The 13,196-nt window shown below is 38.5% G+C and carries 13 protein-coding genes; 5 read left to right on the top strand and 8 right to left on the bottom strand.

Features of this window, described 5'->3' with window-relative positions; translation table 11 throughout:
* Positions 1 to 49: 49 nt before the first annotated feature.
* The gene (locus ACFSR3_RS15590) at positions 50 to 2,386 is read right to left on the bottom strand and encodes an ATP-dependent helicase (protein WP_449267422.1); all 2,337 of its coding nucleotides are present in this window, start codon (positions 2,384 to 2,386) and stop codon (positions 50 to 52) included.
* Positions 2,387 to 2,423: 37 nt separating this feature from the next.
* Positions 2,424 to 2,831 (bottom strand): ribosomal maturation YjgA family protein, encoded by a 408-nt coding sequence (locus tag ACFSR3_RS15585; RefSeq protein ID WP_379822292.1) that lies wholly within the window; start codon positions 2,829 to 2,831, stop codon positions 2,424 to 2,426.
* A 140-nt stretch (positions 2,832 to 2,971) separates the two neighbouring features.
* Between ACFSR3_RS15585 and ACFSR3_RS15580 the strand changes: the two genes are divergently transcribed.
* From ACFSR3_RS15580 to ACFSR3_RS15565, 4 genes are all read left to right on the top strand, one after another.
* Positions 2,972 to 3,499, top strand: a complete 528-nt coding sequence (locus ACFSR3_RS15580) for a DUF7935 family protein (RefSeq protein ID WP_114756839.1) — start codon at positions 2,972 to 2,974, stop codon at positions 3,497 to 3,499.
* Between the two features lie 79 nt (positions 3,500 to 3,578).
* Entirely contained in the window at positions 3,579 to 3,953 is a 375-nt protein-coding gene (locus tag ACFSR3_RS15575; RefSeq protein WP_379822291.1) for a lipocalin-like domain-containing protein, read from the top strand.
* Positions 3,954 to 3,982: 29 nt separating this feature from the next.
* Entirely contained in the window at positions 3,983 to 4,678 is a 696-nt protein-coding gene (locus ACFSR3_RS15570) for a Dph6-related ATP pyrophosphatase (RefSeq protein WP_379822289.1), read from the top strand.
* A 10-nt stretch (positions 4,679 to 4,688) separates the two neighbouring features.
* Positions 4,689 to 4,931 (top strand): DUF7660 family protein, encoded by a 243-nt coding sequence (locus ACFSR3_RS15565; RefSeq protein WP_379822286.1) that lies wholly within the window; start codon positions 4,689 to 4,691, stop codon positions 4,929 to 4,931.
* On the opposite strand, the gene ACFSR3_RS15560 is transcribed toward ACFSR3_RS15565, so the two are convergent.
* Positions 4,932 to 7,001: a M1 family metallopeptidase gene (locus ACFSR3_RS15560; protein WP_379822285.1), complete on the bottom strand. Its 2,070-nt coding sequence runs from the start codon at positions 6,999 to 7,001 to the stop codon at positions 4,932 to 4,934. It lies immediately after the preceding gene.
* 141 nt (positions 7,002 to 7,142) lie between these two features.
* Between ACFSR3_RS15560 and ACFSR3_RS15555 the strand changes: the two genes are divergently transcribed.
* The gene (locus ACFSR3_RS15555; RefSeq protein WP_379822283.1) at positions 7,143 to 8,936 is read left to right on the top strand and encodes a mechanosensitive ion channel family protein; all 1,794 of its coding nucleotides are present in this window, start codon (positions 7,143 to 7,145) and stop codon (positions 8,934 to 8,936) included.
* On the opposite strand, the gene ACFSR3_RS15550 is transcribed toward ACFSR3_RS15555, so the two are convergent.
* Genes ACFSR3_RS15550 through ACFSR3_RS15530 form a run of 5 tightly spaced genes read right to left on the bottom strand, consistent with a single transcriptional unit; the run spans position 8,933 to position 13,184 of the window.
* On the bottom strand, positions 8,933 to 10,525 hold the full coding sequence (locus ACFSR3_RS15550; protein WP_379822281.1) for a PAS domain-containing sensor histidine kinase: 1,593 nt from the start codon (positions 10,523 to 10,525) through the stop codon (positions 8,933 to 8,935). The two genes, ACFSR3_RS15555 and ACFSR3_RS15550, sit on opposite strands and share 4 nt — an antisense overlap.
* A gap of 1 nt (position 10,526) precedes the next feature.
* Positions 10,527 to 11,543: a SpoIIE family protein phosphatase gene (locus ACFSR3_RS15545; protein WP_379822280.1), complete on the bottom strand. Its 1,017-nt coding sequence runs from the start codon at positions 11,541 to 11,543 to the stop codon at positions 10,527 to 10,529.
* Positions 11,536 to 11,955, bottom strand: a complete 420-nt coding sequence (locus ACFSR3_RS15540; protein WP_379822279.1) for an anti-sigma regulatory factor — start codon at positions 11,953 to 11,955, stop codon at positions 11,536 to 11,538. The genes ACFSR3_RS15545 and ACFSR3_RS15540 overlap by 8 nt, the downstream gene beginning before the upstream one ends.
* On the bottom strand, positions 11,930 to 12,328 hold the full coding sequence (locus ACFSR3_RS15535; RefSeq protein ID WP_379822278.1) for an STAS domain-containing protein: 399 nt from the start codon (positions 12,326 to 12,328) through the stop codon (positions 11,930 to 11,932). Before ACFSR3_RS15535 ends, ACFSR3_RS15540 begins: the two co-directional genes overlap by 26 nt.
* A 4-nt stretch (positions 12,329 to 12,332) precedes the next feature.
* Positions 12,333 to 13,184, bottom strand: coding sequence for an STAS domain-containing protein (locus ACFSR3_RS15530; protein ID WP_379822276.1), 852 nt, complete (start codon positions 13,182 to 13,184; stop codon positions 12,333 to 12,335).
* Positions 13,185 to 13,196: the final 12 nt, after the last annotated feature.

Below are 13,196 nucleotides of genomic sequence, written 5' to 3'. Positions count from 1 at the left end.
AAACCTGACTTCAATGTGAAATCAGGTTTTTTATAATTTTAAAAGAATACTAACTAAGTATATCCAGCTTTGCAAAACGTAATAATAGCTTTTTGATACCGCCAACTTCAAAGTGAATTTCAGCTTTCTTGTCGGCACCAACACCTTCCAGATTTAAGACCTTGCCTTTACCAAAACGTTCATGCATTACTACATTACCTATTACCAGTTTGGTGTCCGGCATTGCAGGCCCTGATGAAACAGGTGCATTGCTATTCATAGGCTTTAGCTTACGGATAGGAATATCCGGCTTAGGCTCATTATCAGTAACCCATTTGGGCGGAGCTGTATTGGTTGGCTTATTTAGCCTTAGTTTGGATTTATCTACATCACCAAAGATATCAGCATTAATCATTGGCTTGTATTTATAATTCGACTCAGCCGGTGTAAGGTATTCTAAGTATTTATCGGTAATCTCTTCAATGAAGCGTGAAGGTTCACTATCTACCAGTTTACCCCAACGATAACGAGACTGTGCATAGGTTAAATATGCCTGATGCTCTGCACGTGTAAGAGCCACATAGAACAATCGTCTTTCTTCTTCCAGTTCGCTACGGGTATTCATACTCATGGCGCTCGGGAAAAGATCCTCTTCCATCCCTACTATAAATACATGAGGGAACTCAAGCCCTTTTGCAAGGTGAATGGTCATAAGTGCTACACGGTCATCATCACCTGTATCGTTATCCATATCAGTCGCCAGGGCAACATCCTCAAGGAATTCAGACAAGGCACCGCGGGCACCGTCAACTTCCTTTTGCCCCTCAATAAAGTCACGGATACCACTTAGTAACTGCTCAATATTTTCTATACGGGCAATACCTTCGGGTGTTGCGTCTTTTTTAAGCTCCTGGATAAGTCCGGTTTTTTTGGTAACGTGATCTGCAAGGAAAAATGCATCCTGCGATTCATTAATTACCTGAAAACTCTTAACCATAGTTACAAAGTCATTCAGCTTATTTTTAGTACCACTGTTTAGCTTAAGATCTATACGATCAATGTTCTCCATCACTTCATAAATAGAACGACCGTAGTGATTAGCTGCCACTGTAAGTTTCTCAACCGTACTATCCCCTATTCCCCTTGCAGGATAATTAATAACACGAATAAGTGCCTCCTCATCCTTAGGGTTTATTACCAGCCTTAAATAAGCCAATATGTCCTTTATCTCTTTCCTCTGATAGAATGACAGACCTCCATAAATACGATACGGAATATCACGTTTACGTAAGGCATCCTCCATAGCGCGTGACTGCGCATTAGTACGGTAAAGAATAGCAAACTTATTATTGGTCAGTTGGTGCTGCATTTTTTGTTCAAAAATGGTACTGGCAACAAAACGACCTTCCTCACCATCGGTAAGGCTGCGATGCACTTTGATTTTAGGACCTTCATCATTGGCAGTCCAAACCACCTTATCAAGCTTGGTTTTATTATTATCTATAATGGCATTTGCCGCTTCTACAATATTCCTGCTCGAGCGGTAGTTTTGTTCAAGTCGGTACATCTGTACATTCTCGTAATCTTTCTGGAAGTTCAGGATGTTATTGATGTTCGCTCCCCTGAAAGCATAAATACTCTGTGCATCATCTCCAACCACACAAATATTCTGGAAACGGTCTGAGAGCGCACGAACGATAAGATACTGCGAGTGGTTGGTATCCTGATACTCATCTACCAGTATATAACGGAAACGATCCTGATACTTCGCAAGTACATCCGGGAAACGATTAAGAAGCTCGTTGGTTCTAAGCAACAGGTCATCAAAATCCATTGCTCCGGCTTTAAAGCAACGCTCTACATAAGCTTCGTAAATCTCACCAAGACGTGGCTTTTTAGACATCGCATCAGCTTCCTGCAATTCAGGATTGTTATAGTAAGCCTTAACAGTAATAAGGCTGTTCTTATACGAAGAAATACGTCCTAAAACCTGTTTAGGTTTATAAACATCTTTATCAAGCTGTTTTTCTTTAATGATAGAACTGATAAGACGAACACTGTCCTGAGAATCATAAATCGTAAAGTTTGACGGATACCCCAGTTTGTCAGCCTCAAAACGAAGAATTTTAGCAAAAATCGAGTGAAATGTACCCATCCAAAGATTCTTAGCTTCCGAGTTACCTACAATGTCGGCAATACGTTTCTTCATCTCCTTTGCTGCCTTATTGGTAAAGGTCAGTGCAAGAATATTGAATGCATCCACTCCCTGACTCATCAGGTAAGCGATACGAAGGGTAAGTACTCTGGTTTTTCCCGAACCTGCACCCGCAATAACGATCATCGGACCGTCTTTTTGCAGCGTTGGTGCCTGCTGGGCTTCATTTAACTGGCTTATATAACTACGAATATCCATTTCTACAATTTACAACGCAAAAATAGCTATTTTAGCTGATATTCTTATCCTCTGGTCTTCCTTTGAAAAACATAAATTTTTCAAAAAGAAAAGCTGCTGTTATACCAATAGAGTATGCCAGTATATCGCTCCACAAAAAACCTGAGCCTAGCACCAGTCTTCCTGGAATGGTCTGCCGGACTGCAGTGATCCAATCAGCCTGATAGAGCTGTAATGTTTCAATGCAATAACAGATAAGCAATGCTGTAACAGCCCTTGCTTTTATATTTTTATGAGGCACACAAAAACTGACGATATAAAACATCATAAATGCATACAATATATCGCCCAGGTAAAGATTCACAATATCAGGAAACCAATGCTTTTTAAGTCTGATGAAGAGACCCGTTACTATAGTAATAAAACTGACAATTAAAAATACTATCCTTTTGTTTTTCATGATTGAGTAGGATTATCCTCAAATATAATTGCAAATTATTTGAATTGCACACTTACGGAAAAAACTTATTTCCTTATTTTCGCTTCTGCAATTTGAAACCCTATTGTAACGTTATACCAAAAACACATTACTATAAACCTATGAGCTCAGACAAAATTATTGAACTTGCTTTTTATACCCTTCCGGCACTTATAACAGGAGGAGTTGCTTACTACTTTTTTAGCATGCATACCCGTAACGAAGAAGGCCGTCGCCGTTACCTTATACACAAAGAAGCACAAAAGAACGCATTACCGCTTCGCTTACAAGCGTATGAAAGACTTACTTTATTCCTTGAAAGGATAAACCCTGCAAAGATTCTCATAAGAATAACTCCTCAGTCATCAAACAAACACGATTATGAAGAGTACCTTGTATCACAAATTGAGGTAGAATATGAGCACAATCTTTCACAGCAGATCTATATCTCTTCTGAAAGCTGGGACATTGTTACTACTGCCAAGAATGCTACCATACAGATGGTACGAAAAACGACTGCTGATCCTGCAATCGCAACAGCGCAGGAACTGCGCGAAACACTATTAAAGAATCTTTTCGACAAGCAAAGTCCGAGCAGTGTTGCCATTGCCCACCTTAAGAATGAGGTATCCGGGCTTTGGAGCGAGTAAATCATATATTATATCGAAATACATTCGTAGTAGCGGATGCTTTTATTATGTTTGTATGAATCAACTTAAAATCTCCAATATGAAAAAATCACTTTTTATACTTATAGTATGCACTTTTGCCTCTATAGCTTCATTTGCACAGACTAATGCAGAACTTATAGGAACATGGAAGTATGATGGTGTACCAAATGCTGCAGATTTAAGTCCGTCTATTACAGAAACCTACCAAAAGAGCTTTAAAGACCTAAATCTTGAATTTGGACCTGATGGAAGGTTTACTGTATTTTTAGGAAAAAGCAAAACATCCGGAACATGGAAAATTGTTAACGGTAAAATTGAACTTAAACATAAAGATTCTAAAGGTGAACAAATTGAAATTGTAAAATTTGAAACAGACAAACTTACAATAAGACAGGGTGCAGTAACCTATAACATCGCAAAAATCATAACCTAAAGCATCTCAGGATGCTTTTTTTTATAACAATGAGCCAACCCATAAAAACGTACTTTAACTGGAGTAGCGGTAAAGACAGTACACTGGCATTATATTACCTGTTACAGGATAAGAATTATAGTATAGATTGCCTGCTGACATCCGTAAGTTCAGAATATGACAGGGTGAGCATGCATGGACTTCGTAAGGAACTTTTACAACAACAGACAGAAGCCCTTGGCATTCCTGCAAAAATTATCCAACTTCCTCCTCATCCTACCAATGCCGAGTATGAAGCGCTAATGAAAGAAACAGTTTCCGTATTATTAGCTGATGGCTATGAGTGTACTGCCTTTGGTGATATATTTCTTGAAGATTTGAAAGCGTACCGCGAAAAACAACTGGAGCCTTACGGCATTAAAACTGTTTTTCCGCTGTGGAAAAAAGACACAAAAGAATTACTTACAAATTTCATAGATTTGGGTTTTAAAGCCATTACCGTTTGCGTAGATGGTAGCAAACTTGACAGTTCGTTTGTTGGCCGTATTATAGACCATGATTTTATTAATGATCTGCCGGAAGATGTAGACATCTGTGGAGAGAATGGCGAGTTCCATACCTTTTGCTTTGATGGACCCTATTTTAAGCAGTCTATACAGTTTACTAAAGGTGAGGTTATAATGAGAGAATATGACAGTAATGGCTTCAAATCGCAGTTCTGGTTTTGTGATTTGTTGCCTATGTAACTTTTAAACTATGGATACTAATATAACAGACCGAAAATCATTTATACATTTTCTGGAACTTCTGCATCAACATCTTCAGACCAATCCACAAGAATGGGAAAACATCTCACTTTCTGATTTTCTGGAAGCTATGTTAAGATATACTGAAGACATTGATGGATATTATAAAAATACAAATCAAGCTATAAATGCTGATAAGGCGAGTTGGCAGGTATTTGCGGATATTCTTAAAGGCGCATCTATCTATGAATAATTACTTCTCTGCTAATAACTTTTCAAGACTTTTCTTTTCAGCTTCGGGTAATGATGGCAATAAGTTTTCAAATTGCTGACGATACCCTTCTTTCTTCAACAGCTTACGGATATTATCTTTGCCGAACTTTACAAACTGCCATTTGTGGTGCAATGTTGCATTTACAAGGTTTTGCAAAACTACAGGATCAGGTTTGCCAATATATATCAGGTTTGCCAATGCATTCGTACGTACAGTGCTTTCATATTCAGGAGCAGCATATCTGAGGAGTTCACCATAAAAACTTTCTTTTTCCTGTGTACGGTAATCCTTAGCTGTATAAGCCAGAGTAAGCCATAATATACGCAGGTTCATATCGTTAAAACCAACCCAGTCTTTACCTACCTCTAAAAACTCAGCCTTACGGTCCGGAAAGTTTTTACATAGTACATTAATCGCAATCTCACGGGTAATGTATGATTCGTCATAAAGAAAGGTTTTGTATTCATCAGTAAAGCTTGCCGGAAAACTGGTAACTGTTCGTGCTACCGCCTGACGAATCCTTAAATCCTTACTCTGCATTGCAAGGCGGATAAAATCAGCTTTCTGTTCAAAAGGCACTTCAGCCGTCTGGTATATTGCCTCTTCCTTCAAAGCATAATACGCATTTGACCTTAGCAACTGTATAAATGTTTCTTTCTTTTGCTCAAAGGTATTGTCCATCAATTCCCCCAGTTCAAAATACAATGCCATTGACCCATTCTTTTTGAGCAATTCTATAGCCTCATGTACTTCAAAGCCTCCGGTTTCAAGCCAGCGCTTCTTCCAATTGTTCGTGTCATAGTCGCTTATCTTATTAACTTCAACCAGAAACTCATCGGTATTTACATTGGTAAAGGCATATTTTTCGAGGTAGTTTTTTACTGCTTTTTGAAAATTCTCATACCCTACACCTTCTCGCAATACATGTAGTGCCCAGGCGCCCTTTTGATAAAAAGACAAGCTGCTTGCCTTCTCATTCATTACCGGAATAGTATCAGTTTTTGCTACCTGCTGTAAACGCTCTGCCATCTGGTACATTTCGTAATTGAAATGATCATCCCCAAAAAGCTTCTGTTCAGCCAATAGTGCATAATAAGTCGCAAAACCTTCCTGAAGCCAGTGATGCTTACCATTTTCGGCAGTAACAATATCACCAAACCACTGATGTGCCAATTCGTGGGCATTTACATTGGTATAAGTACGATCATTAAAGCCTATGGAATCTACCACAAAGTCCTGAGCGAAAATAGTTGAAGTTGTATTCTCCATGCCGGCATATAAAAAATCAAGCACAGGAACCTGTCTATAAACTTTCCATGGATATTTAAAACCTATCTCCCTCTCAAAAAAATCAAAAATATCCCAACTGTAACGGTAAGTAGTCGCAAACATGCTACTGTCCTGTTCCCTTAAGTAAAATTCCAACGGAGTTTTAGAAGCAGTTCCCATTTGCCATTTTCTGTACTTGCCTATAGCCAGCATAACGAGATAGCTACTCATGGGTTTCTCCATTTTATAAATCCATTGCTGGTCATTTCCTTTTATAATTTTATCTTTAAGTTCTCCATTAGATAGCACAGTATAATTATTATCAAATAAAGCAGATATATTAAAAATAACCTTTTCGTTAACATCATCAAAGCTTGGCAGCCAGTGACTGGTATACTTGCCCTGCCCCTGAGTCCATAACTGGACATCCTGACCATCTTTTACAAAATATAGTGTCTGCTTAGGCTGGGCGGTATAATTGAATTCAACCGTATTTTTTCCCTTCTTAAACTCTTTATATAATTTTAAAGCATTCGCTGAGTTAACCCAACCTGCTTTCTTTCCGTTGATCTTCACATCGCTGAACTGCATGTTCTTTGCGTCGATAAAAATGGTGTCGATCTTTTTATCAAGAACCTCAAAGGCATAATTAACCTTCCCCATAACTTTCTTTTGAGCAACATCAAAAGTCAGGTCAGCGTTAACTGTAGTAAAATCAACCTTTTTGGTTTGTTGTGCGAAGGTTAGTGCAGTAGTCAGCAGTAAAAGAAAGTATCTCATATAAGGGAATGATATTTATACAAAGCTACACAATTGGCAAAGCATAGACAATGCTTTATTTTCTCAACTTCTCGTTAAAAACTTTATCATGACCGTTATATTTTCATAAATTTATAGCTATCGTACCCTTATTACATCCTTATGAGACCTTGCCTGCCAAAAACAATATCTATTATCGCATTAGTAGTATTGAGCCTTTTACCCTATAATGCAGCAGCCCAGTTATTGAGTGCTACAAAATCGCAAACTGAGGAAACCCCTAAAACTGAACCGGACTCATTAGGCAGACGTACGCCACAGGGTACCGTAAACGGTTTTATAAAAGCGATTTCGGAAGAAAAATATGTCAGGGCAAGTCAGTACCTGGTGTTAAGCAGGCGTTCCTACAGAAAAGAAAAAGAAAGGATCCGCATAGCACAGGCATTCCAGCGCTTACTGGATCAGAAAGGTGACATGGAAGTAACATCATCCATAAGCAATAAAGAAAGTGGAAAAACCGATGATGACCTACCTCCGGGCATTGACAAAGTAGGCACCATTACTACCAATAATACTGTCATAAATATCTATCTCGAAAATCAATCTGAGGATGATAAACCGGCGCTTTGGTTATTCTCCGATGAAACCGTTAGTGCCATTGCCAACGCTACTATTGACGATGACACCTTTTTAGACAGGATTTTACCCACTACACTAAAAGAACGTAAGCTTGGCGGAGTTCCGGTTGGCCACTGGCTTGTGGTTGTGGTAATGACATTACTATGCTATATGGTTGCCTGGGGTATTGTTTCACTAATTAGTTTTATCCTGACATTAGTATGGCCAAAAGCCCGTACCGAAAAGATAACCGCCATTATAGAAGCATTCAACCTGCCTGTGCGCTTATACCTTGCAGTATGGATTTTTATAAGTGCAACACAACGTATGGGGATTTCGATTATAGTCCGCCAGCGTTTTAGTGTAATTATCGTTACCATAGCCATCGTATCGTTTTTGATGCTTTTATGGAGACTTGCCGATCTTCTTAGTATTTATACTAAAAGGAGAATGACCGAAAGAGGGCGTATCTCTGCCATATCTGTAATACTCTTCCTGAGGCGCACAACGAAAGCTGCAATTGTAATTGCCGGAATTATTGCCATACTAGGCGCAATAGGCGTTGACGTTACCGCAGGACTTGCAGCACTGGGTATTGGTGGTATCGCATTAGCATTGGGAGCACAAAAAACCATGGAAAACTTCGTTGGAAGTGTTTCGCTTATTGCCGACCAGCCATTGCGTGTTGGAGATTTTTGTAAGGTAGGTGACATCAAAGGAACTGTAGAAAGCATTGGAATGCGATCTACAATGCTTCGTACTCAGGCACGAACAATAGTAACCATTCCTAATGGCGAACTCGCTTCGAGTAAAATAGAGAATTATGCGCACCGTGATCGCTTTTTGTTCAATCCTGTTCTTACATTCAGGATGGAAACCACACCGGACCAATTACGATTTCTGTTAGTTGAAATTAGAGCATTACTGTATTCTCACCCCGGAATCTTAAATACCCCCCCAATCGTACGCTTTACAGGCATTACAGCAGATGCCATGAAAGTTGAGGTTACTTCATATATTGAAGCCAATACCTTTGACGACTCACAGGAAGTACAGGAAGATCTTTTGCTTCGTATTTTAGATATCATTGATAAAAGCGGTACAGGACTCGCCTACCCTTCTCAAACTATTTATTTTGCAAAAGACTCAGGCAATTCTGCCGAGAAAACCACTCAGGCTGAAGACACCGTAAAACAATGGAAAGAAAAAGGTGAACTCCAGCTCCCTAAATTTGACCCGAAACATGTTGAGGAAATCAAAGGAAGTATAAGGTATCCTGAAGAAGGGAGTGTGGTGAAGCCGAGGGAGGAGAACGAATTAAATATTCGATATCCTTAAACAGGCAAATAAACGTCTACAGTAGTGCCTTGATTTGGAATACTTGAAATCTCAATACTACCGTGGTGATTTTCGATGATCTTTTCACATAAAGCCAGACCTATGCCCGTACCTTCATATTCACTCTGGTGATGAAGCCTTTTAAAGATGGTAAATATTTTAGAAAGGTGTTTTTCTTCTATACCTATACCGTTATCAATCACTGATACTTTATGATATAAATGTTTGTTTTTTTCAACTTTTTCATAGTTTACAACAACCTCTGGTTTGCCCTCAACAAACTTCAGTGAATTGCCTATAAGGTTATAAAACAACTGGCTTAGCTGTATAGGGATACCCTGTATAAAAGGAAGTTCTGCTATTGTAATAGCAGCATTTTTTTCTTCAATCTGAAATTCAAAATCACCTATAACCTCGTTAAGTACAACATTGAGGTCGACTGCTGAAAAGCTTCTGTCATCAACAGAAAGCTTAGAATAATTAAGCACATCGGTTATAAGGCGCGACATACGTTCGGCAGAAGAATTTATCTTGTTGAAATACAGTTTCTCTTTCTCTTCTTCAGAGAGGTTGCGCTCAGCTAAAGAGGTAAAGTTTCGTATTTTTCGTAAAGGTTCCTGAAGATCATGGCTTGCTATATAAGCAAACTGTTCCAGTTCCTTATTCTTTTTATAAAGCTCAGCATTAGTAGACTTGAGGCTTTCCTGAGCCTGTCTTAATGCTTTATTATCTTTAAGCGTTTCTTCTATAAGTTTCTGAGCATGGATATTAACCATCGATACTATATATCCGGAAACATCTTCATTATTATCAGGCACTATCGATACTATATGCCATAAATATTCATCCTTTATATTAACTCTTGCCTGCCCGGAAAAACCACTACCCCTTCTCTTTACAGAATCCCAGGCATTACCAATTACTGCCACATCATCAGGATGAAAAAGAGCAGCTATAGATGTTTGTGTAAAATGACTAAACCCTGAACCCAGAACATCTTTCATTTTTTTATTAGTCAAAGTAACTGCGCCGGTAGCCGCAACCGAGAATACAAGTAATGGCAATGTATCTGTTAATTGCCTGTACTTGGCTTCACTATCACTAAGTTTTTCGGATAATTCTATAAGCTGAATATTCTTTTTACGTATCTCATCATAAGGAGATAAAGAAGTCTCTTTTTTAAAATATTCTATAAAAGAACTTATGCGGGCTGGTGAAATAATTCCTGAATACGGTATTTTCAGACTCAGGGATATTTCATACACTCCGTTACTATACTTTTTTACAATATCTCTGGCAAGTCTGGAGGCATAAGCATAAGCTTCGGGATTAGATTCTTCCAGATTTACTTTGTCTAGTATTACAGCCCCTATTTCTTTCTTTCCCCCATTTAAAAATTTAATACCAAGCACTAAGCATGAATTTTCCCCGTTAGCAATAGAGCATCTTGCAATTTCAGAAACAGCCGTAGCAAACCTTGTTTGGGCAGAAATCACAAGCCCGCAAAGTTCTGCCAGCTTCATGGTGCGTTTATGCGCCAAAATAAGATCCATTTCATTATCAAGGTTAATGCGTACTATTTCTTCCATTTTACATATTTATTTTAGCTGCAAAAATTGTCATATCATCATTGTAACGGGCATTATCTTTATATATAGAAGCCGCGATTATATTAGGATCATATTTTAATATAGCGGGTAAATCCGTCAGATTCCATCTTGTACGTAATCCGTCAGAATGCATAATAAGCATCTGATATTTGTCCAGTGCCATAACAGAATCGTTTATTGTTCTTGGTATATTAAGCCCCAATATTCCGTTATATGGAGTATAATTTTTAACGCTCAGTCCTGTATAAAGGCTTGTGGAAATATTACCTATCCCGGAAATTGTCCATCGCTTAGCTTCCAGATCCAGGCAAGCAACAGTTGCCACAAGTCCACGAGTTTTTTTCACATTGAGATGAATATACCTTAGAATTTCTGTAGGACTGGATTCTGTACATTCATTAAAAGCCTTAATCGCTGTTTGTACTGCCTCATGCGCATTAACACCATGCCCAAGTCCGTCACCCATAAAGAATTGTGTCAACCCATTTACTCTTTTTACTGCAAAACCATCTCCGGAAACAACTTCTCCCGGACAACAAACCTGAACAGAGCCAAGCTCATATTCTTTTTTAGCTTTGTTACGATTATAAGGTTCCTTATACACTTTACTGTAAACTATCGTACCCCAATTAGCATTTGTATAAATTGAAGACACATCGCTCAAGCGCTCAATAGACCCCAGGCCATGTCCTAACGTTTCAGAAGAAGACATACCATCCTGCATCATGCGTGAAAGGTTTTTTATTCCTGAACCATTATCCATGCAATAAACCTCAAAGTATACTCCATTATCATCTGCTCCTATACGGTAAAGCATTTCACCTTCTTTAGCAAACTTTATAAGATTAGAGGTAAGTTCTGCAATTATAATATCTATCTCCCCTATCTTTTGTGCACTAAAACCTTCAGCATTTGTAAGGTTGTGTATTTCGCGCTTAACAAAAGACACATAACTTCTTTCTTCAATCTTATAGCTTACAAAAACGCTATTATCCATTCTTCCACTTTATTATCATCACGGTAGTTCCTTCTCCTACAGTTGATTTTATATCAAAAACATTTACAAGTCTTTTAGTACCCGGCAAACCGAGTCCAAGGCTTTTTCCTGTACTAAATCCATCCTTCATTGCGAGGTCAATATCTTTGATCCCCGGCCCTTTATCAGTAAAAGTGAGCCGTATGCCATTTTCCCTGCCATTACTGACAGTTTCGATTTCTGCAGTGCCTCCGCCTCCATATTTCAGAAGGTTTCGCACTAATTCGCTGGCCGCAGTAATAAGTTTGGTCTGGTTAAGTATACCCATACCAATCTTAACCGCCGCTTCCTTGACCTGATTCCTGAAAGGAACCACATCCTGTTCGCGAAGAATTAGAAAATCCTGTTTATTCAAAGGTGCTGTCATCGTCATAGCTCAGGCCTTCATTAAATGAAATTTTTGAATGCAAAAGCTCCATGCCTTTCTCGACATTAAGTGCCGTTGAAACTCCTGTGAGTGTTAACCCAAGTTCAACGAGTGTCATAGCCACTGCCGGCTGCATACCAACAATAACCGACTGTGCCCCCATTATGCGTGACATAATACCGATATTACCCAAAATGCGCCCCATAAAAGAATCGATAATTGATACCGATGAAATATCTATAAGAACACCTTTGGATTCGTGTTTTTTTACTGAATTAACCAAATCAGTTTCAAGATTTTCCGCAAGTTGATCATAAAGGTCAACCTGAATGGTAACAAGCAAAAAATCACCCATTTTTAAAATAGGAATCCTTTCCATGATATTAACGGTTAATTACGTTTGGTTTCTTTTTATTAACTTCAAGCTGCAGCATTGCAAATGCTGTTTGTAGCGCACTGGCTAACGTAGATTTTGTTATTATATTCGAAAGGTCTATACCTAAATGAACTACAATTTGTGCAATTTCAGGCCTTATACCACTTATAATACACTCTGCACCCAATAATCGTGTTGCACTAACTGTTTTGATCAAATGCTGAGCAACAAGAGAATCTACGGCAGGCACACCAGAAATATCAAGAATAGCGATAGTGCTGCCGGTATCAACAATTTGCTGAAGCAGGTTTTCCATTACAACCTGTGTACGTGCACTGTCAAGCGTACCAATAATAGGTAAGGCAACAACTCCATCCCAAACACGGATTACAGGAGTAGAAATCTCAGCGATCTCATCCGTTTGCCTTAAAATCACATCTTCACGGCCTTTGATGTACCCCTCAAAAGTAAGTATGGCCATATTATCAACTATTTTGCTTATCTTAAGGCTATCAGTATATAATACTGACGGATCAGCAATGTTATCGGACAAAACCTCAAGCATAGCCTCTTTAAAACTGAAAAGATAAACACCTGTTTCTCTTGGAGAAAAACCTCTTTTCGCTCTTGATATAGAGATACCCATCAAAATCTCATGAACTTTATCAAATCCTCTGGCATCTTTATCATCGATATTAGAATCGTTCAGTGCATCCAGAAAAGCTTCAGTAAAATCTCCTGAATCTTCATTTTGATCATCAGAACTAAAATAGCTGTCTTCTGTTTTTTGTTTTTCTGTCCACAAAGCTAAAATAGCTTCTTTATTTTCTTTAAGGATTTTTACTGTAGTGTTTTCCATTTGTGAGTTTCT

This window comes from Flavobacterium suzhouense, assembly GCF_042684765.1.
Taxonomy (GTDB): domain Bacteria; phylum Bacteroidota; class Bacteroidia; order Flavobacteriales; family Flavobacteriaceae; genus Flavobacterium; species Flavobacterium suzhouense.
This window is presented reverse-complemented; position numbering and strand designations above follow the sequence as displayed.

What these genes read in the sequence shown, in the direction of transcription:
- ACFSR3_RS15585 (WP_379822292.1), bottom strand. Translation starts at nt 2,831, where the DNA reads ATGAAAAACAAAAGGATAGTATTTTTAATTGTCAGTTTTATTACTATA.
- ACFSR3_RS15580 (WP_114756839.1), top strand. Translation starts at nt 2,972, where the DNA reads ATGAGCTCAGACAAAATTATTGAACTTGCTTTTTATACCCTTCCGGCA.
- ACFSR3_RS15575 (WP_379822291.1), top strand. Translation starts at nt 3,579, where the DNA reads ATGAAAAAATCACTTTTTATACTTATAGTATGCACTTTTGCCTCTATA.
- ACFSR3_RS15570 (WP_379822289.1), top strand. Translation starts at nt 3,983, where the DNA reads ATGAGCCAACCCATAAAAACGTACTTTAACTGGAGTAGCGGTAAAGAC.
- ACFSR3_RS15565 (WP_379822286.1), top strand. Translation starts at nt 4,689, where the DNA reads ATGGATACTAATATAACAGACCGAAAATCATTTATACATTTTCTGGAA.
- ACFSR3_RS15560 (WP_379822285.1), bottom strand. Translation starts at nt 7,001, where the DNA reads ATGAGATACTTTCTTTTACTGCTGACTACTGCACTAACCTTCGCACAA.
- ACFSR3_RS15555 (WP_379822283.1), top strand. Translation starts at nt 7,143, where the DNA reads ATGAGACCTTGCCTGCCAAAAACAATATCTATTATCGCATTAGTAGTA.
- ACFSR3_RS15550 (WP_379822281.1), bottom strand. Translation starts at nt 10,525, where the DNA reads ATGGAAGAAATAGTACGCATTAACCTTGATAATGAAATGGATCTTATT.
- ACFSR3_RS15545 (WP_379822280.1), bottom strand. Translation starts at nt 11,543, where the DNA reads ATGGATAATAGCGTTTTTGTAAGCTATAAGATTGAAGAAAGAAGTTAT.
- ACFSR3_RS15540 (WP_379822279.1), bottom strand. Translation starts at nt 11,955, where the DNA reads ATGACGATGACAGCACCTTTGAATAAACAGGATTTTCTAATTCTTCGC.
- ACFSR3_RS15535 (WP_379822278.1), bottom strand. Translation starts at nt 12,328, where the DNA reads ATGGAAAGGATTCCTATTTTAAAAATGGGTGATTTTTTGCTTGTTACC.
- ACFSR3_RS15530 (WP_379822276.1), bottom strand. Translation starts at nt 13,184, where the DNA reads ATGGAAAACACTACAGTAAAAATCCTTAAAGAAAATAAAGAAGCTATT.